We start from the raw sequence: 18,684 nt of genomic DNA, 5'->3' as shown, positions 1-18,684 counted from the left end.
TTTTTCGACCGGCAAGCGGGAAATTCCTTTATCAGGAAAAAATAGCCCACTGCAGTGGGCTATTTGACAATATATTCTTCTCCAAGCACCATCTTCACTTTGGTAACCTGCTTTTTTTCAGTTAATACATAAAGCACATCTCCGGCTTTCAGTTTCGTTGTTCCGGTAGGCATGACTAATTTTCCAGAACGGATAATGGCACTAATCAAAGTATGCTTCGGCAAGCCGATTGTCTGCACGAGCTGGCCGGCAAACGGCGATTTATCTGTCAGTTCCACTTCCAGCATTTCCGCATTCGCCCGGTCCATCGAGATAAGCTCCAGCGAATGAATCCGTTTTTGCGACGGCCTTCCATTCAATGACAGCTTTCTCGCAAAAAATGGAATTGTTGAGCCCTGCAGCAAAGCGGAAGTAATCACGATGAAAAAGACGATGTTAAAGAATAAATAGCTGTTTTCAATCCCCGCCAGCATCGGAAAAGTGGCCAGCACAATCGGAACTGCCCCTCTTAACCCGGCCCATGACAAAAATATTTTTTCTTTTAAAGTGTAATCAAAGAACAGGGTCGAAACAAAAACTGCAACCGGACGTGCAATCAATAACAGCACGAACGCCAGCACTAACCCTCTCCAGATCAAATCCCATTCCGCTAATTGACTTGGGAAAACCAATAAGCCAAGCAAAACAAACATAATGATCTGCATCAGCCAAGCCATAGCACCATGGAAACTGACGATTGAGTAACTTTGCGTCAATTGCCGTGTTCCAATCACTAAAGCCGCCAGATAAACAGCCAGTAAGCCGCTGCCGTGGAGCATGGCAGCCGAGCTGTAGATGAAAATCGCGAATCCTGCTGATAAAACCGCATACAAACCGGATGTGTTCAATTTGATGCGATTAAGCGTCCAGGACGCCAAAAACCCTAAAGCCAAGCCTATGATCGCCCCTAGCCCCATTTCCAGCACAAAAGTGCCGACCATCGAACCTACCGATACCTCAGGCGATTGGATCAAATGAATAAAAGCGATTGTAAGGAACATCGCCATCGGATCATTGGTGCCCGACTCCGCTTCTAAAGTAGAAGATATCTTTGATTTGATATTTTGGCCTGCAAGCACTGAAAACACTGCCGCTGCGTCAGTTGATCCTACAATAGAACCTAATAGAAAGGCTTCCAGCCAGGTAATGTCCAAAATGTAATTTGCTGTGACGGCCACGATCACAGTCGTAATCATAACTCCAACAGTGGCGAGTGCAATGGAACCGCCAATAACAGGACGGATATGTTTCCAATTCGCCTGCAATCCCCCTTCAAACAAGATGAAGATGAGCGCGACGATTCCGACCAATTGAGCTATTTTTGCATTAGTAAAATCGATTAACCCTGATATATCACTGCCGAGAGCCATCCCGATGATCATGAATAATACGAGAGAAGGGACGCCTACGCGCGAGGATACTTTGGTCATAAGGACGCCGGCTAAAAGAAATATTCCGCCCATAAGAATTAAACCGTTTGTCGAAAATTCTATCATACTGTGCCCCTTCTCTTTTTTGATAATTCAGTATACCATATTTTATTCGCATAAAAATTCGCGCAAAAAAAGCGTGGGCTCTGTAGTAGAGCCCACGCTTAAGATTACACCAAATCTTCTCCGACAATTTTTACTTCCAGTTCCAGGTCAATGCCAAACTTTTCATAAACGGCTGATTTCACCATTTCAATTGTCTGAATATAGTCGTTCGCGGTAGCATTGTTTTTATTGACGATAAAACCGGCATGTTTTGTGGAAACTTCCGCTCCTCCGAACCCCTTGCCTTGCAGCCCGCTTTCCTGAATCAGCTTGCCCGCGAAATTCCCTGGCGGACGCTTAAAGACACTGCCCGCTGAAGGAAACTCAAGCGGCTGCTTGGATTCACGCTGGTATGTCAAATCACTCATTTTAGCGTCAATGGCAGCTTGCTTGCCGTGTTCCAAGTTAAACTCAGCTGATAAAACATAATACCCTTTTTTTACAATGATGCTTTTACGGTAGCCAAGTTCTAATTCTTCTTTCGACAGCACCAATTTTTCACCTTCACGCGTCAACACGGTGGCTTGGCGGATAACGTCTTTGATCTCTCCGCCATATGCTCCGGCATTCATCGCCATTGCGCCTCCGATTGAACCCGGGATGCCGCAAGCGAATTCCAGCCCTGTCAGCCGGTTGGCCGCAGCTATTTTGGATACTTCTTTAATATTGGCGCCGCCTTGTGCATAAACGGTTATCCCATCTATGCGGACCGTGCGCAAACTTTTCAGGTTCAACACAATCCCGCGTACGCCTCCGTCACGGACAACCATATTTGACCCATTGCCCAGCAATAATAATGGAATTTTATTTTCATATGCATATTTAACTGTATAAGCAGTTTCATCTTCAGTAGTCGGTGTTACAAATATATCAGCAGGCCCACCCATTCGAGTCAATGTATGCAGGTGTAGCGGCTCATTTATTTTCACGTGATCGTCAGCCAGAAAACGGCGCAAATCACTTAACCATTGTTCTTTCGTCATCCAAAGCAAATCCCTTCTAACTTTTCGCTTCTATTAGTATCTAATTTTATTGAAGGTTTGACAAGCGAAAGCAGTATCTTCCGTTCTAAAGACCGATAAAATAATATCTCGAATTCGAGAATTATTAATTAAAGCCTATTGACATTGAGACTTTTTTTCGCTATAGTTAAGATAGATAGAATATTTAGGAGGAATTATACATGAAAAAATGGACAATCGACGCAGCTCACTCAGAAATCGGCTTCTCAGTAAAACATATGATGATCTCTAAAGTAAAAGGCTCATTCACTTCATTCGACGCAACAGTTGAAGCAAACGAAGAAGACTTGAATGGCGCTTTGATCGACTTCAAAATCGACGTAGCAAGCATTAACACAAACAACACAGACCGCGACAACCACTTGCGTTCTGCTGATTTCTTTGATGCTGAAACATACCCTGAAATCACATTCAATGCTAACGAAATCACGAAAAAAGGCGACGAATACGAATTGACTGGCGACCTTACAATCAAAGGAATCACTCGCCCTGCTACTTTTGAAGTAGAATACGGCGGCAAAGGCACTAACCCATGGGGCGTAGAAGTTGTTGCTTTCAGTGCAGAAGGCAAAGTAAACCGCAAAGATTTCGGCCTTACTTGGAACCAAGCTCTTGAAACTGGCGGCGTTATGGTCGGCGAAGACATCAAGATTTCACTTGAACTAGAAGCTAACCCGGCTTAATCACTGAAAAGCAGAAGCGAAAAGCAGAAAGCAGTACGGAGAAACTCTCCGTACTGCTTTTTTAATATTCCTGTTCAATTTTCTTAAGCGGCTTTACTGCTGGCCCTTCCAATACATCTCCCGTATAAGAAAAACGGGAACCGTGGCAAGGGCAATCCCATGAACGTTCGGCGTCATTCCAATGAGTCGCACAGCCCATATGAGTGCAAGTAGTGTCGACCAAATGCACTTGCCCGTATTGGTCTTTATAGCCTCCCGCTTTCCCTTTGCCGTATTTGACCAGTCCGCCTTCGCCTTTCGCAAGCGTCTCAACGGTTTTTGACGGCATCTTCAATTTTCCTTTGACCAGTTCTTTTGCCACTCCACCATTGTCTTTAATAAAACTCAATGCATCGACCGCTTTCATCTTCGTGCGGGTCGGATTGAAAAGTTCGGCATACGGATTTAGGCTTCCAAGAATTTGATCAGCTAATATCATCCCTGAAACTGCGCCGTTTGCCATGCCCCATTTATGGAATCCTGTAGCGACGAGAATATTATCGTATCCTGCAGTAATCGTTCCGACGTATGGCACTTTATCAAGTGTGGTCAAATCCTGGGCCGACCAGCGGTATGGGATTTCCCGAATCCCAAAATATTTGTCTCCGAATTTCTCTAGGTTTTCATAATGCTCCATTGTTGGAGTTTTGCTTTTCCCGGTCGCATGCCCGTCACCACCGATCAACAGCAGCTTTTCACCATTTTCATCTGTCGCATAACGCAATGAACGCGAAGGCATATCCGCGCTGACATACATATCTTTTGGAATTTCCCCCGTTGTCCGGGCTGCGATTACATAAGAGCGGCTAATGTTGAGTCTCGTGAAGTAAAAGCCATCCGAACTATTGAACGGGTAATGCGTTGCCACAATTACTTTATTGCAGGAAAGATGGGACATGTTTTCTGTTTGGATGACCGGATCATTTTTGCTCAAAACTTTAACTGCGCGTGTTTGTTCATAAACTTTGCCGCCCAGCCGCTCAATTTCACTGACCAGCTTCGCGAGGAATTTCACTGGATGGAACTGGGCCTGGTTTCGCATAATGATGGCTTCTTCCACTTCAAACGGCAATTCCACTTGATCTTTCGCCAGTCCTCCGTCTATTCCCAATTGCCCGTAAGCTTCCGCTTCTTTTTCAATCAGCTTTGCCCCAATTGCTGTATTGGCATAGACAAAGGCATTTTGATGAGCAAAATCACAGTCAATTCCAAGTTCAGAAGCTGTATCTTTGATAAAGTTCAAACCAGCCATATTGGCATCATAATACAGTCGGGCTTTTTCTTGTCCCATAATTTTAATGAGTGGGAAATAAAAGACCCCATGCTGTGCGGTAATTTTTGCAGTTGTGTGGCCTGTAACGCCATCTACCAATTTTCCTGCGTCAATCAATGTGACTTTCCGTCCCGCTTTTGCCAGCAAATAAGCGCTGATTATGCCGACAATCCCGCCTCCGATTATTCCAATATCAGTGGACTCATTTCCTTGAAGCGCCGGAAAACTCGGAACATCTTTAAACTCTCTCCAATACGATTTAAGCTGCTCCGGAACACGACTGAAATTCTCTTCTTGAATCATGCCATCCCTCCTACAATCTTTTTATAAGATATCTACCCTGTCCCCCTTACTTTTAACCAAAAAGAAAAAGCCCAAAAGCGGAATTCCGCTTTTGGGCTTTCGGATAATTATTAAGCTTTAATGCCTTGAAGTGAATGGGCAGCTTGTTTTACGCGCTCCAAGCCTTCTTCAATGATGGCTGGTGCTGCATTTGGATCTAGAGCATGGCCTTCAATGATTACTTCTTTGATATCCTGGATACCAAAGAAGTTCATGATATTGCGGACATACGTAACGCTCATTTCAGCAGGAGCCATTTCCGGAGTGGAATAGACGCCGCCGCGTGCATTCAGGATAATAACTTTCTTCTCTGGAACAAGTCCTACCGGGCCTTCTTCAGTGTATTTGAATGTTACACCCGCACGGTAAATATAATCAATGAACGTTTGAAGAGCTGCAGGGATTGTCATATTCCATAACGGGAAAGCAAATACGACTACGTCTGCTTCCATGAATGCGTCCATTGCTTTAGCAGAGGCCGTTAAGATGCGTTGCTCTGTTTCAGACATCGGTTCAGCTTGAGCCGATTTCTGCATGGCATCAAAAAAGTCTTGCCCGAAATAAGGCATATCTTCTTTGAACACGTCAAATGTTTTTATGTCTAAATCAGTTCCGATTTCATTCATGAATACCTCATGCATTTTGCTTGAAACCCCTTCGGAAGCTGGTCGATTATTGGCTTTTACGACTAATACATTCATTCTTCAAAAACTCCTTTTATGCTATTTTTATACCTCTCTAATTCGAGACGTTTTCATCTTAACAAAAAGCAGAGTGAAAGTCTATCACTCTGCTCATCCATCACAAGAATCTCCCGTACAATAAGTGGTTTGCTTTCTTCCCTTCGGTTTAAGAGCCGGCCGGATGCCTTCTTCTTCACCAATTTGAATAAGCGAATCGACAAACGCCTCCAACGGCTGGGCACCGGAAATTGCATATTTTCGATTAATAACAAAAAAAGGAACACCTTGGACGCCAATTTGATGCGCTTCAGCAATATCTGACTGCACTTCAGCTGTAAAGCGATCAGAAGCAAGCATTTCTTGCGCTTCTTCCCGCGGCAGGCCTACTTTTTCAGCAGTGGTCAATAAAACTTCATGATTCCCGACGTTTTTCGCTTCGATAAAATATGTGTGCAGCAACTGTTCTGTCAGCTCTGCATCTTTCCCTAAACCTTCCGCCCATTTCACCAGACGATGAGCTGCAAATGTATTGGCTTCCACCATTTCATCAAAATTATATTCAAGACCTACTGTACGCGCATGCTCTGCAACGCCATTGGTCATTTCTTTTGCCTGGTCTATTGTCCGCCCCATCTTTTTTGCTAGATGCTCATGTGTTGAAACCGTCGAGTTGAGCGGTGTATTCGGATCCAACTGATAGGCTTTGAATGAAATTTCCGCTTGGCTTTCATATCCTGATTTTTTTAACGCCTGTTCCAGTGTTCGTTTGCCTATGTAACAAAATGGGCACACATAATCTGACCAAATCTCTATTTTCATTTTATCCACCTCTTGGCATTACTATAACAACGAAATAAACATGCCTCAATTTTTTTGCTTGAACAAAATAAAAACTGACTCCAAAAAGGAGTCAGCTAAGTGCTTCAGTAATGACCGGAACAATTTGTTTTTTGCGTGATACCACGCCTGGCAGAAGAACACGGTTGTCGACGACGCTTGATCGGAAAGCACCTTCAATAATATCTGCTCTTTTCCCAAGAACAATCGCCACAGAATTATTGTTTAAAATATCTGTCACAACGAATGCAAACAAGTCCAGGCCTTTTTTGCCGATGACTTGCTGCATCAAAACTTCCAATTCCTTTTGGCGCGTGATCACTTCATTGACATCAATGGCGTTTACTTGGGCTACTTCAAAACGATGATCGCCGGCTTCAAATTCCTTGGAGTCCAATGACATCAAGTCTTCAAGAGTTTTGTTGCTTAAATCCGCTCCTGCTTTCAGCATGGCCAAACCGTATTCTTGTGCATCAACGCCTGCGATTTCTGCAAGTTCACGTGCTGCAGCAATGTCTTGCGGTGTGCAGGTTGGTGATTTGAATAATAGAGAATCTGAAATGATAGCAGACAGCATAAGGCCGGCAATATTGGCAGGGACTTCAACACCGTTTTCCTTGAACAATTTCAATAAGATCGTCGTAGTGCAGCCCACTGGCTCGGCACGAAAATAAAGCGGATCCGTTGTTTCAAAATTGGCAATCCGGTGATGGTCAATTACTTCGATGACTTGAACTTCACTGATATCTTCAGCACTTTGCTGACGTTCGTTATGGTCGACCAGAATGACTTGCGACACTTCTTCAGATACACGTTCAACCAGTCTTGGATGATCAAAAGCGAATTTCTCCAAAGCATAAATCGTTTCATTGTTCAGTTCACCTAAACGGATCGGTTCTGCATTCATTCCAATCTGATTTTTTAAATATGCATATGAAATGGCGGAGCAAATTGAATCCGTGTCGGGATTTTTATGCCCCAGTACAAAAACGTTTGACATAGTATAGCCTCCTGAATGAAGTTAGTTTCCGTGATAATTTTAACATAACTTTGTGCAAATGAGTTTTTCCAGTTTATTTAATCCCTCACTTTTCCAAAAGCATTCTAATGGAAATTCAAAAAACTGAGTTATTGTCCAAATATTCAATTTCATCTCTCCCATTTAACCCAACAGGTACTAAAGTAACTATTATTTTGAATATATAGTTAGTAATTACCCGGGTTATTCTATTATTAAAAAAAGTTTTTAGAAAATAGAAATAATTATATACATTTTAATAGGACAAATGGTATAATTCTCATAACCAATTTATTGCTTTTCAAAAAAGGAGCGAATTTAATGACCATAATTTTGGAAAAAAAATACATCCCACTTGCCGACTATTTCGCCTCTGCTTCCTCATCTAAGATCACTTTGTCATTCAACGAAATCGAACAAATCATGGGCCAGCAATTGCCGAATGCTGCTTACTTGAATAAAAGCTGGTGGAAAAAAACAAAACCGCCTGCCAAACATTTTCATGCCTGGATGGACGCGGGTTACCACGTCAGTGAAATTATCACTAACCGGTACGTCACTTTTGAACGGACAGATGCTTCAGGAGCCCCTAATGCCAATGCAGGCAACGAAGACATTTTGCTGATCCGTGCTGCGGAACACGGTGATGCGCGTTCTCTGGTCACTTTGCAGCGCCAGGTTGAGTCGGAATCCGATTTTATGCTTTACGGAAAAGACGAACGCATCCAATCGACCCAAAGCATGAGAAAACAAATTATCGATTGGAAACAGAAAAGCCATTCCACCATTTTTATCGCCATTTTGAACGGTGAACATGTTGGATATTTGATGATTATCGGAAATGCCGCTAAACGGGCAGCACACCGGGCTGAGCTTGTATTAGGCGTCCAAAAAAGCGCTCAAAACAAAGGCATCGCTACTTCTCTTCTTCAACGGGCTGAGGAATGGTCTGCCACAAAAGGAGTTACTCGCCTGGAACTGACCGTTGTCGAAGAAAATACAGCCGCCCGCAAGCTATATGATAAATCCGGCTATGAAAAAGAAGGCATCCGCAAAAAATCATTGATTATTGACGACAAGCCTTACGACGAAATTTATATGGCTAAATTTTTGGATTAAAAAAGCTCGCCGCTGCGAGCTTTTTTAATTTGAATTTATTTAGTTTAAAAACATCAGCCACAAGTATAAACCGGTCAATGTGATAAACAAAGTCGGAAGTGTTAAAATGATGCCGATTTTGAAATAATAGCCCCAGCTGATGGTGACTCCTTTTGCTTTTAAGACATGAAGCCACAGCAGCGTAGCCAGTGAACCGATTGGCGTGATTTTCGGCCCCAGGTCCGAACCGATTACGTTGGCATAAATCAGCGCATCCCTCATGACTCCGGTCGTATTCGTTTCTGCAATAGCGAGTGCATCAATCATCACCGTTGGCATATTATTCATGACTGACGACAAAATTGCCGCAATAAAGCCCATACCGATTGCAGCGGCATAAAGGCCATGACTTGATGTCCATTCGATAACCGATGCCAAGACAGACGTTAATCCCGCGTTCCGAAGGCCGTAAACGACCACATACATACCAATGGAGAAAAAGACAATGTTCCAAGGCGCCCCTTTTAATACCGCTTTCGTATGGACGGATTCACTGCTGCGTGAAATGGCCAGGAACAAAATTGCTACCGTACCCGCGATAAACGATACCGGAATGCCAAAGGGGCTGCTGATGAAGTAGCCTGCCAGCAATATGGCAAGAACCGCCCAGGACAGTCGGAACAGTTTCAGGTCTTTGATTGCTGAAGCCGGCGTTTTTAATGCACTGGCATCAAATTGCTTCGGTATATCTTTGCGAAAATACAGATACAGTACGAGCATGCTCGCCAGAATACTGAATAAGTTTGGGACTACCATATGCAATGCGTATTCAGTGAAACCAATATTGAAAAAGTCGGCGGAAACGATATTGACAAGATTACTCACAACAAATGGCAGCGAAGCCGTATCTGCGATAAACCCTGACGCCATGATAAAGGGCAAAATCATCGTTTCTTTGAATTTCAACGCACGCACCATGGCGAGAACGATCGGCGTCAAAATCAGCGCGGCTCCGTCATTCGCAAATAATGCCGCCACAATAGCTCCGAGCATGATGACCAGGAAAAACATGCGCAATCCGCTGCCTTTGGCAAAACGCGCCATATGTAATGCTGCCCATTCAAAAAAGCCGATTTCATCGAGAATCAATGAAATAATGATGAGCGCAACAAACGTCAAAGTGGCATTCCAGACAATTCCAGTAACATCCCAGACGTCGCCTAAATCCACAACTCCCATGAGCAGTGCAATAGCTGCCCCCGCCATTGCCGACCACCCGATCGACAAATTTCGCGGCTGAACAATAACAAAAAACAACGTCACAATAAAGATAAAACCCGCTAACCAAACTTCCACCATTACCTCTCCTTATTCACAAACAACTTTTTTTCCTTCTGCAACCAAAGTTTCAACCGTGCGTTCCGGTTCAGGAAGCAGGCTTAATAAATGAATCAGTATTGGATACTGCGGATGCCGGATATTCAGTCCCCAAATGGTCCAGCGCCCCCGCTTTTCCTCGGTAACCAGTTCTGCCTGCTTTAATTTGCGCATATGCTGGCTGATTGCGGGCTGCGTCATATCGAGTAGCTCTGTGAATTCACAAATGCATAGCGGATCTTTCATCAAGTATTTCAAAATAAGCATCCGGTTATGATCACTGATCGCCTTTAAATATGATTCCATCTGCAAATAGTCCATTATTTCACCTTCTTTGGCTTAGTCTTGCTAATTATATAAGTGTTTGCTTATTGATTCAAGAAGATAAGTTGGATTCACTTGCGAAAATCATTGCTTTACTTGCAGAAAACTGAAGATTTCTTGCAGAATCAGGCTGTCGAGAAACTTGTATGTTCTTCTTTCATTGCGCTCCAGGACGGACGCTTTCCGCGGGCACGGCTTCAGCCGCTTCCTTCGCTTTGCTCAGTCCAGGGTCTTCAGCTCGCGCTGTCCCGCTGGAGTCGCCGCCTTCCGCTGCATTCAGCTCGCTTTAACCACTTTTAGAGACTCTCTCAAAGAGTGACGGTTCAAGAAAGCTCTTTCTTGTTTGTTCCAATTCTCCAGATATGGAGCCAACCAGCGGAGAAAATCGTACTGCTCCTGCATCGCTTCGCTGCTTCGTCGCAAAGACTTAGCCTCGCAGGCTTTGGCTAATGTCTTGCCTGCGGGGCAGCGTAAGCGACGAGACAGCCGAGACCCTGTAGGAGCGCAGCGACGAAGCGGCTTGGCGCTCGCCCGCGGCAAGCGGAGCTGGTTGGCAGAATATCGGTTAAGTGATGAAACCTAAAATGACTTTCAACTTTCTCAACAAGTTGAGAATATAATGACTTACATCTCGAAGCTTTTCTGCACAAAAAAGCCCCGGCAGCCAAAACTGCCGGAGACTTCGTTTTAATAGATTAAGCTAATTTCTCCAGAACTTTCAATGCTTCACGGTTGAATGCCGGAATGTCGTCCGGCTGGCGGCTTGTCACCAATTGATTCTGGCAGACCACCACTTCTTTGTCGACCACTTTTGCACCAGCATAATCCATATCAACTTGAATCGATTTATAGCCGGTTGCATCGCGGCCTTCAAGCGCTTTCGCCGTAATCAGCAGCTGGGGACCATGGCAAATCGCAAAGACTGGTTTTTTCGCATCCATAAAGGCTTTCGTAAATGCCACAAAACGATCATCCGCACGCAACTGGTCAGGCGAGAATCCACCTGGCAGGAACAGTGCATCGTATTCATCTGGATTCGCGTCGTCAATTCCTTTGTCAATTGTCACGACGGCTTCACCTTGTTTGCCCGTCACTTCTTTGCCAGCTTCTTTCTCAATCGTAAAGACTTCATGGCCAGCATCATTGAACGCTTTTGATGGATCCGTATATTCTACATCTTCAAACATATCTGTGATCAGTGTTGCAATTTTTGCCACTATCTTTCACTCCTTCTGTATAAGTACTCTCTTTTAGTATTCCACACCTAAAAAAGATTAAACACGGAGCTTACCGAAACTTCGAGACGAATGGATTGTCACTTTCCCAAAAACGGTATGGATAGTGGACTGCTTCCTGTGAATTGCCAATGCCGACGCGCGGGCCAACTGCCACCGCGTGGACCGGATCGCCTTCAGCGATATAGAGCGGGCGTTCAGTAAAATGGTGACCGTAATAGTCCATTGTGATGCCCATCGCTTTTGTCAATTTCCCAGGGCCGCTCGTCCATTGCTTGATCGGCATATGTTTGCCGCGAAGCTTTGCCATCAAATCGATGCCTTCGACCGGCTCCACTGCGCGGATCAGAATCGCCCGCGGCGTATCAACCGGACCGCTGACTACATTGATCAATGTGTGAGTGTGCATTTGATACGTATAAACAAGTCCGGGTTTGCCGAACATCACTTCCGTGCGTTTGGTGCGCCGATTTCCAAAGCTGTGTGCGGCGCGGTCGTCCGCTCCCATATACGCTTCTGTTTCCACAATGCGCCCTGCGACGATTCCTTCCGGCAATTCGTGCACCAAAATCTGGCCGAGGAGACTTCTGGACAACTCAAGTGTCGGAGCTTCAAAAAACTTTGCCGAGACTGGCGTAAACATAGATACATCCCTCCTAATCCGTATTATACCGGATCAAGAGCGGTTACTGCCTGTATGAGCGGTTCGATTTCCCGGATTGTACCGTCCTGGAAAGCCTGTACAATGGCACTTCCGACAATAAACCCATCGACATCTTCACGCAGTGCATCAACATGCTGCGTCTTGGATATGCCAAAACCGGCATAGACCGGCACCGGACTTTTCTCGCGGACTCGCCGCATGAAAGCCTGGACTTCTTCTGGCATCTCATCGCGCGCTCCCGTGATTCCTTTTACCGTAACTGCGTAAACAAATCCCTCCGCTTCACTCAAAATGGCGTCAAGCCGATTTTCTGTCGTCGTTAACGTCACGAGCTGGACGAGTGCAATCGCTTCTTTCTTGGCATACGGTTCCACCAGCAGCCGGTGTTCATAAGGCAGATCTGGAATAATCAAACCGGAAACACCCGCTTTTTTGGATTCTTTCACAAATCTCTCAACGCCGAACCGCAGGACCGGATTCAAATAAGTCATAATGAGCAGCGGCACTTTCACTTCAAATGTCCAGCTGCTCATCTCATCTACTACCTTTTGCAGCGTCACGCCTGCTTTCAATGCCCGGTTGCCCGCCGCTTCGATTGTTGGTCCGTCAGCAACGGGATCCGAAAATGGAATACCGATTTCAATGGCTGTAACGCCCGCTTCCTGCAAATACTGCACTTGTTCGCTCAAGCGCTCCAGTCCGCCGTCACCTGCCATGATATATGCCACAAATGCTTTGCCGCCGGATTCTTTCAAATCTATAAATCTCTTCATGACAAGCCCTCCAATCTTTCCGCATATGTCGCCATGTCTTTATCGCCGCGTCCGGAAACACAGATAACCAGCAGTTCATCCGCTTTCATTTCTTTAGCGGTTTTCTCAGCTTGGGCGATGGCGTGTGCCGACTCAAGAGCCGGGATGATGCCTTCGAGACGGGAAAACGCGACAACCGCTTCCAGCGCTTCCGCATCCGTAATGGATACATATTCCACTCGGCCGATGTCTGCCAAATGAGCATGTTCAGGCCCTACCCCCGGATAATCCAATCCTGCTGAAATTGAATGGGCTTCCAGTACTTGCCCTGCTTCATCCTGCAGCAATTTCATAAAGGCTCCGTGCAGCACACCTTCTTTTCCTTTTGCCATCGTGGCCGCGTGTTTTTCCGTGTGCAGGCCTTCGCCTGACGCTTCCACACCAATCAGGCGGACCGCTTCATCTTTGATAAACGGATAAAACATGCCAATGGCATTGCTGCCGCCGCCGATGCAGGCAAGAATGGTATCCGGCAAACGCCCTTCATGCGCCAAAATCTGCCGCTTCGTTTCTTCGCCGATGACGCTTTGGAAATCACGCACCATCGTCGGGAAAGGGTGAGGGCCGAGCGCCGAACCGATCAGGTAATGCGTGTCTTCGACATTGGTCACCCAGTAGCGAAGCGCTTCATTGACCGCATCTTTTAAAGTGGAACTGCCTTTTGTGACACTTTCCACTCGGGCACCGAGCAGTTTCATGCGGAACACATTCAATTGTTGGCGTTTGATGTCTTCTTCTCCCATGAAAATGACGCATTCTAAATCGAATAATGCACAGACAGTAGCCGTTGCTACGCCGTGTTGGCCCGCTCCGGTTTCTGCGACAATTTTCCGTTTGCCCATGCGCATGGCAAGCAATGCCTGCCCGATTGCGTTGTTGATCTTATGAGCACCTGTATGGTTCAAGTCTTCACGTTTCAAATACACTTTCGGACCGCCCCACGCTTCTGTTAAGCGTTTCGCAAATGTCAGCGGCTGTTCCCGGCCGACATATTCAGACAAATAATGCTGGTATTCTTTTATGAATTCCGGATCTTGCTTGGCTTTTGCATACGCCTCTTCCAATTCCTTGACCGCTTTCATCAAAGTTTCCGGGACAAATTGTCCGCCGTACTTGCCGAAAAACCCGGTATTTTCTACTGTCCGCTGCATCAAATCACCCTTTGCCCGCTGAATAAATCGCTGTATTTTAACCGCATCTTTTCTGCCTTCTGTTTCCACACCGCTTGACACGTCCACCATATAAGGGGTGGTTTGACCAATAGCTGCCTGGACATTTTCTGGGTTCAAGCCTCCTGCCACAATGAGCCGAGACGGATCAATCTGTGCTCCTTGCAATAAGGTCCAGTCAAACACATGGCCGCTGCCGCCCCGATAATCCGTACCAGGCGCATCCACTAAAATAAAATCTGCTTTTGAACCCTTCAGCTTTTCCACATCTTCTTTGCTGCGGATTGAGAATGCCTGAATGACCGGCACTCCAATTGCCCGAACCAATTCATCCGGCTCATCGCCGTGCAATTGAACCATCGTCAGCGGCACTTTTCGGACTGTTTCCTGTATGGTTTCAAGCGGAGCATTAACGAAAACTCCTATTTTTTCAGTGCTTGCCGGCACATGCTTTGCCAATTCTGCAGCCTGTTCAATGTTCACTTGCCGCTTGCTCGGTGCAAAAACGAATCCAATCGCGTCGGCTTGTTTTGCCGCCTCGACATGTTGTTCTTCCATGAGTCCACAGATTTTCACTTTCGTCATTTGATTGCCTCCCTAACTGTCGCTTCCTGTATCCAAACGCCCGGATTTTCAGAACGCATCAATGCTTCTCCGACCAATATTCCGGAAGCGCCGCAGCCAAAAACAAATGCTGCATCTTCTTTAGAGTGCAGCCCGCTTTCGCTGATCAGCACCCGCTTGCCATCAAACGGAAAGCTTTTAGCCAGTTCCGCCGTACGTTCTAATGATACTTCGAATGTCTTTAAATCACGGTTATTGACGCCGATCAATTCTGCATCGAGCTCCAATGCGCGTTCAAGCTCCTGTTCGTCGTGCACTTCTACCAGCACTTCAAGTCCGAGGCCTGCAGCATAATCAAACAACCGGCGCAATTCGTCTTTTTCAAGCGCTGCAACAATCAGCAAAATGATGGTAGCGCCGGCATTTTTAGCTCGGTCAATCTGGATTTCACTGATCATGAAATCTTTGCACAAAACAGGAATCGCTACGTTTTTCGCCACTTCCTGCAAATCGTCGATTGATCCTTTAAAGTAAGTTTCATCGGTCAAAACGGAAATGGCTGCTGCCCCGGACACTTCATATTTCCGGGCTTGCGCGACAATATCCACTTCTGTCTGGATATCGCCTTTTGACGGCGAAGCCCGTTTGATTTCAGAAATGACGCCGTTTTTCTTTCGTAAGCGCTCGGCTAACTTTTCTTTTTTCGGAAAATTTTCGCCGCTCGGTTCCACTTGCGTGTAACTTTTAATTTCCATTCGTTTGGTTTCAATGATTTTATTTAGAATCGTCACACCAGCACCCCCGATGCCAAACGATGAAGTTCAAATACTTTTGCCGTTTCTCCTGACACGATTGATTTGCGTGCCTGTTGCACGCCTTCAGCGATGGACTCTGCCCGGCCGCTGACATAAAGCACTGTTCCTGCATTAAGTGCCACTGTATCCAAATATGGGCTTTCTTTCCCAGCAAGCACTTCCAGGAAAATTTCTGCATTGCGTTTCGGTTCTCCTCCGCGAATAGCTTCAATCGGCGCCATCTCAAGCCCAGCTTCATTTGGATGAATTGTCATATTGCGTTTGCCATGTTCATCAAAGACGATCAATTCGTTCACACCAGCCAAGGATAATTCGTCCAACCCGCCAGCTCCATGGACGATGGCTCCGCGCGTTCTGCCAAGGCGCATCAACGCTTCGGCCATCGGCTCCATCATGTCGCGACGGTAAACGCCGGTCATTTGGACGGTTATTGGAAGAGGATTTGCTAAAGGTCCAACCAAATTAAAAATCGTCGGTGTACCGATGCCTTTGCGTACTTCACGCAGAGCGCCAAGCGCCGGATGAATGGCTGGCGCAAACAAAAATGCAATTCCTGTACCTTCAAGCATTTCCGGTATCCGTTCTACTTCTGCTTTGGTGGAAATACCGAGCTCTTCCAGTACATCGGAACTTCCGGTTTTGCTTGAAACACTGCGATTGCCATGTTTAGCTACCGTCATTCCACACCCTGCCAAGACAAACGCGGTTAAGGTGCTGATGTTGAAGCTGTACGAACGGTCGCCGCCAGTTCCGCACACATCAACCAGCTCGCCGTTTACTTTCGGAAGAGCCACAGCTTTTTCCCGCATCGCTTTGACCATGCCTACCAGCTCATCGGCTGTTTCACCTTTTTCATGAAGTTCAATCAGAAATTGCTTGATGCTCTCCTGCTCTACTGTTCCACTCAATATGTCCAATGATTTTTCCAACATGCTCTGCTCTGTTAAATTCTCAGCTTTTCTCATACTCTTCTCTCCTCAGCTCGTATTTAAATGCAAAAATCCCCGCAACCAGATTGATATCCGGTTGCGGGGACGGGGTTAAACCGCGGTACCACCACGCATTAATGCAATTTTGCACTCACTTAAAACAGGCTCTTCGCCTTTCCCTTTAACGCAGGGCCTACGTCTCCCTTACTCGCTTCCGCTTTCAGGCCAGCTCTCCTAAGTCCATTCGCGCAAGTAATCCAATCAGCTTCCACCAGCCGCTGACTCTCTAAAATGGATTTTCCTGCCTACTCGTCTCAATCCTCGATTTAAACACTCTTCTATTCTAATCTCTTCTGGGCTCTTCTCTCAAATAGACTTGTCGCTCGTTCAACAAGTTGACACTCATATTAAATTGTTTTGTATATTCTGTCAAGTCGTATTAATTAAAACAATTCGAAAAAATGTTTTTATCTGCTGATATTCCACAAAACAATTCCACTTGAATTGGGCATCTCTACTGTTTCGTCCCATATCAGATTTTTATTTTGCCACTCAATCAAAACTTCTCTGCTGCTGGTAATGGTGATCCAGTTCTTTACGCAACGCGGCTTTCAGGAATTTTCCGACAGATGTTTTCGGCACTTCTTTCAAAAACACCACATCATCCGGCACCCACCATTTGGCAAATTGCTTTTCAAGATAAGCTAAAAGATCCGCTTTCGTTCGTTCGCTTTCTTCGTAGCCTTCTTTTAAAACCACACAAGCGAGCGGGCGCTCCAGCCATTTTTCATGCGGAATCGCCACTACTGCGGCTTCAAATACCGCTTCATGTGTCATCAACGCATTTTCCAGATCGACAGAAGAAATCCACTCGCCGCCGCTCTTGATCAAGTCTTTTGTGCGGTCAGTCAGTTTGATGAAGCCATCCGGTTCAATGACCGCAATGTCGCCTGTGTACAACCAGCCATCCCGAAAAGCATCTGCCGTACGCTCATCTTTGTAATATTCGTCGGCAATCCATGGGCCTTTGACATTGAGTTCGCCCATCGTTTTGCCATCCCACGGCGCCTCGCCTTGTTCATTGACGATCCGCACTTCAAGGCCTGGCATCGGAAGGCCAGCCATTGAACGGCGATCGATGCGCTCTTCCAATGACAAATCGGCCATCGCTGAAGTCGTAATTGCCAGGCTGACGAGCGGCGATGTTTCGGTCATGCCGTAGCCGGTGACAAACGGCACATTGTATTTTCCTTCAAACGCCCGAATCAACCCTTTTGGTGATGCGGAACCGCCGCAGATAATCATCCGCAGCGATTCTAAATTGCGCGGATTCGCTTCCAGTTCTTTTAAGATGCCAAGCCAGATGGTCGGCACTCCAGCTGTCAGTGTGACCTTTTCCTGTTCAATCAAATCCAGCAGCATGCCCGGCGCAAATCCCGGACCTGGCAATACTTGAGTCGTTCCGAACAATACCGCCGCAAACGGCAAGCCCCATGCATTGGCGTGGAACATCGGAACAATCGACATCGCAACATCGCGTTCAGACAGCCCCATCGAATCATTCATTCCGAGTGCAAAACTGTGAAGCACGAGTCCGCGATGCGAATAAACAACGCCTTTTGGATTGCCTGTAGTCGCCGATGTATAACACATGCCTGCCGGTGTGTTCTCATCCAAATCTTGCGGGAATTCATAATTGCCGTCTTCTGCGTTGATTAGTTCTTCATACGAATGGACGTTTTCCAAGGAAGTTTCCGGAAGATCCATGCCGTCTTTCATGACAATAAAATGTTTGACAGTTTTCAGCTGCGGTGCAATTTTTTCAATCAGAGGAAACAAATCATGGTCCACCAGCAAAATTTCATCTTCTGCATGGTTGATGACATAAATGATATGTTCAGGAGACAAGCGGATATTGATCATATGCAAAATCGCCCCTGCACCCGGCACGCCAAAATACAGTTCCAGATGCCGGTGGTGGTTCCATGCAAAACTGCCGACTTTGGTTCCGCGATCCATGCCGATTTTTTCCAATGCACTTGCCAGTTGGCGCGTACGTTTGGCAAATTCCTTGTATGGAATGCGGTGAATCGTCTCGCCTGTATGCGAAATAATCAGTTTTTCAGGGAAATACTGCTCAGCACGTTTTACAAAAGAAGATAACAGAAGCGGGGCATTCATCATTGGACATCGAGCTCCTTTTTCATTTCGATTTTTTGCACGATA

At 45.9% G+C, this 18,684-nt stretch carries 17 protein-coding genes and 1 other annotated feature; of the genes, 2 read left to right on the top strand and 15 right to left on the bottom strand.

What is annotated here, in order from left to right; translation table 11 throughout:
- Positions 1 to 59: 59 nt before the first annotated feature.
- Positions 60 to 1,535, bottom strand: coding sequence for a potassium/proton antiporter (locus tag QWY16_RS02465; protein ID WP_300991284.1), 1,476 nt, complete (start codon positions 1,533 to 1,535; stop codon positions 60 to 62).
- A gap of 104 nt (positions 1,536 to 1,639) precedes the next feature.
- Positions 1,640 to 2,557 (bottom strand): UDP-N-acetylmuramate dehydrogenase, encoded by a 918-nt coding sequence (gene murB, locus QWY16_RS02460; RefSeq protein ID WP_300991283.1) that lies wholly within the window; start codon positions 2,555 to 2,557, stop codon positions 1,640 to 1,642.
- A 200-nt stretch (positions 2,558 to 2,757) separates the two neighbouring features.
- Between murB and QWY16_RS02455 the strand changes: the two genes are divergently transcribed.
- Positions 2,758 to 3,279: a YceI family protein gene (locus tag QWY16_RS02455; RefSeq protein ID WP_300991282.1), complete on the top strand. Its 522-nt coding sequence runs from the start codon at positions 2,758 to 2,760 to the stop codon at positions 3,277 to 3,279.
- A 61-nt stretch (positions 3,280 to 3,340) separates the two neighbouring features.
- On the opposite strand, the gene QWY16_RS02450 is transcribed toward QWY16_RS02455, so the two are convergent.
- The 4 genes from QWY16_RS02450 to QWY16_RS02435 all read right to left on the bottom strand — a co-directional run bounded on the left by QWY16_RS02450 (position 3,341) and on the right by QWY16_RS02435 (position 7,453).
- Entirely contained in the window at positions 3,341 to 4,894 is a 1,554-nt protein-coding gene (locus QWY16_RS02450) for an FAD-dependent oxidoreductase (RefSeq protein WP_300991281.1), read from the bottom strand.
- 110 nt (positions 4,895 to 5,004) lie between these two features.
- Positions 5,005 to 5,634, bottom strand: coding sequence for an FMN-dependent NADH-azoreductase (locus QWY16_RS02445; RefSeq protein WP_300991280.1), 630 nt, complete (start codon positions 5,632 to 5,634; stop codon positions 5,005 to 5,007).
- Positions 5,635 to 5,727: 93 nt separating this feature from the next.
- Positions 5,728 to 6,435 carry a DsbA family oxidoreductase gene (locus QWY16_RS02440; RefSeq protein WP_300991279.1) on the bottom strand — a complete coding sequence of 236 codons (708 nt, stop codon included), beginning with the start codon at positions 6,433 to 6,435 and terminating at the stop codon, positions 5,728 to 5,730.
- A gap of 91 nt (positions 6,436 to 6,526) precedes the next feature.
- Positions 6,527 to 7,453: a manganese-dependent inorganic pyrophosphatase gene (locus QWY16_RS02435; protein WP_300991278.1), complete on the bottom strand. Its 927-nt coding sequence runs from the start codon at positions 7,451 to 7,453 to the stop codon at positions 6,527 to 6,529.
- Positions 7,454 to 7,792: 339 nt separating this feature from the next.
- Between QWY16_RS02435 and QWY16_RS02430 the strand changes: the two genes are divergently transcribed.
- The gene (locus tag QWY16_RS02430) at positions 7,793 to 8,590 is read left to right on the top strand and encodes a GNAT family N-acetyltransferase (protein WP_300991277.1); all 798 of its coding nucleotides are present in this window, start codon (positions 7,793 to 7,795) and stop codon (positions 8,588 to 8,590) included.
- A 39-nt stretch (positions 8,591 to 8,629) separates the two neighbouring features.
- Here QWY16_RS02430 and QWY16_RS02425 read toward each other — a convergent pair whose 3' ends face one another.
- The 9 genes from QWY16_RS02425 to QWY16_RS02385 form a co-directional block, all read right to left on the bottom strand.
- Complete coding sequence (locus QWY16_RS02425) at positions 8,630 to 9,928, bottom strand: arsenic transporter (RefSeq protein ID WP_300991276.1); 1,299 nt, start codon at positions 9,926 to 9,928, stop codon at positions 8,630 to 8,632.
- Positions 9,929 to 9,937: 9 nt separating this feature from the next.
- Positions 9,938 to 10,267 (bottom strand): ArsR/SmtB family transcription factor, encoded by a 330-nt coding sequence (locus tag QWY16_RS02420; RefSeq protein ID WP_300991275.1) that lies wholly within the window; start codon positions 10,265 to 10,267, stop codon positions 9,938 to 9,940.
- A 698-nt stretch (positions 10,268 to 10,965) separates the two neighbouring features.
- On the bottom strand, positions 10,966 to 11,487 hold the full coding sequence (locus tag QWY16_RS02415; protein ID WP_300991274.1) for a type 1 glutamine amidotransferase domain-containing protein: 522 nt from the start codon (positions 11,485 to 11,487) through the stop codon (positions 10,966 to 10,968).
- Positions 11,488 to 11,557: 70 nt separating this feature from the next.
- Positions 11,558 to 12,148 carry a DNA-3-methyladenine glycosylase gene (locus QWY16_RS02410; RefSeq protein WP_300991273.1) on the bottom strand — a complete coding sequence of 197 codons (591 nt, stop codon included), beginning with the start codon at positions 12,146 to 12,148 and terminating at the stop codon, positions 11,558 to 11,560.
- Positions 12,149 to 12,171: 23 nt separating this feature from the next.
- Positions 12,172 to 12,942: a tryptophan synthase subunit alpha gene (gene trpA / locus QWY16_RS02405; protein WP_300991272.1), complete on the bottom strand. Its 771-nt coding sequence runs from the start codon at positions 12,940 to 12,942 to the stop codon at positions 12,172 to 12,174.
- Positions 12,939 to 14,735, bottom strand: coding sequence for a tryptophan synthase subunit beta (gene trpB / locus QWY16_RS02400; RefSeq protein WP_300991271.1), 1,797 nt, complete (start codon positions 14,733 to 14,735; stop codon positions 12,939 to 12,941). The genes trpA and trpB overlap by 4 nt, the downstream gene beginning before the upstream one ends.
- Complete coding sequence (trpC, locus tag QWY16_RS02395) at positions 14,732 to 15,505, bottom strand: indole-3-glycerol phosphate synthase TrpC (RefSeq protein WP_300991270.1); 774 nt, start codon at positions 15,503 to 15,505, stop codon at positions 14,732 to 14,734. Before trpC ends, trpB begins: the two co-directional genes overlap by 4 nt.
- Positions 15,502 to 16,494 (bottom strand): anthranilate phosphoribosyltransferase, encoded by a 993-nt coding sequence (gene trpD / locus QWY16_RS02390; RefSeq protein WP_300991269.1) that lies wholly within the window; start codon positions 16,492 to 16,494, stop codon positions 15,502 to 15,504. Before trpD ends, trpC begins: the two co-directional genes overlap by 4 nt.
- A 62-nt stretch (positions 16,495 to 16,556) precedes the next feature.
- Positions 16,557 to 16,789, bottom strand: a binding site (T-box leader).
- Between the two features lie 221 nt (positions 16,790 to 17,010).
- On the bottom strand, positions 17,011 to 18,642 hold the full coding sequence (locus QWY16_RS02385; RefSeq protein ID WP_300991268.1) for a long-chain fatty acid--CoA ligase: 1,632 nt from the start codon (positions 18,640 to 18,642) through the stop codon (positions 17,011 to 17,013).
- Between the last annotated feature and the right edge of the window lie 42 nt (positions 18,643 to 18,684).

Source organism: Planococcus shenhongbingii, from assembly GCF_030413635.1.
In the GTDB taxonomy this organism is placed as follows: Bacteria; Bacillota; Bacilli; order Bacillales_A; family Planococcaceae; genus Planococcus; species Planococcus shenhongbingii.
Note: the sequence above shows the minus strand (reverse complement) of the source record. Positions and strands in the feature narration are given on the sequence as shown.

Excerpts from the sequence above, each read along its gene's own strand:
- QWY16_RS02465 (WP_300991284.1), bottom strand. The coding sequence starts at position 1,535 with ATGATAGAATTTTCGACAAACGGTTTAATTCTTATGGGCGGAATATTT.
- murB (WP_300991283.1), bottom strand. The coding sequence starts at position 2,557 with ATGACGAAAGAACAATGGTTAAGTGATTTGCGCCGTTTTCTGGCTGAC.
- QWY16_RS02455 (WP_300991282.1), top strand. The coding sequence starts at position 2,758 with ATGAAAAAATGGACAATCGACGCAGCTCACTCAGAAATCGGCTTCTCA.
- QWY16_RS02450 (WP_300991281.1), bottom strand. The coding sequence starts at position 4,894 with ATGATTCAAGAAGAGAATTTCAGTCGTGTTCCGGAGCAGCTTAAATCG.
- QWY16_RS02445 (WP_300991280.1), bottom strand. The coding sequence starts at position 5,634 with ATGAATGTATTAGTCGTAAAAGCCAATAATCGACCAGCTTCCGAAGGG.
- QWY16_RS02440 (WP_300991279.1), bottom strand. The coding sequence starts at position 6,435 with ATGAAAATAGAGATTTGGTCAGATTATGTGTGCCCATTTTGTTACATA.
- QWY16_RS02435 (WP_300991278.1), bottom strand. The coding sequence starts at position 7,453 with ATGTCAAACGTTTTTGTACTGGGGCATAAAAATCCCGACACGGATTCA.
- QWY16_RS02430 (WP_300991277.1), top strand. The coding sequence starts at position 7,793 with ATGACCATAATTTTGGAAAAAAAATACATCCCACTTGCCGACTATTTC.
- QWY16_RS02425 (WP_300991276.1), bottom strand. The coding sequence starts at position 9,928 with ATGGTGGAAGTTTGGTTAGCGGGTTTTATCTTTATTGTGACGTTGTTT.
- QWY16_RS02420 (WP_300991275.1), bottom strand. The coding sequence starts at position 10,267 with ATGGACTATTTGCAGATGGAATCATATTTAAAGGCGATCAGTGATCAT.
- QWY16_RS02410 (WP_300991273.1), bottom strand. The coding sequence starts at position 12,148 with ATGTTTACGCCAGTCTCGGCAAAGTTTTTTGAAGCTCCGACACTTGAG.
- trpA (WP_300991272.1), bottom strand. The coding sequence starts at position 12,942 with ATGAAGAGATTTATAGATTTGAAAGAATCCGGCGGCAAAGCATTTGTG.
- trpB (WP_300991271.1), bottom strand. The coding sequence starts at position 14,735 with ATGACGAAAGTGAAAATCTGTGGACTCATGGAAGAACAACATGTCGAG.
- trpD (WP_300991269.1), bottom strand. The coding sequence starts at position 16,494 with ATGAGAAAAGCTGAGAATTTAACAGAGCAGAGCATGTTGGAAAAATCA.
- QWY16_RS02385 (WP_300991268.1), bottom strand. The coding sequence starts at position 18,642 with ATGATGAATGCCCCGCTTCTGTTATCTTCTTTTGTAAAACGTGCTGAG.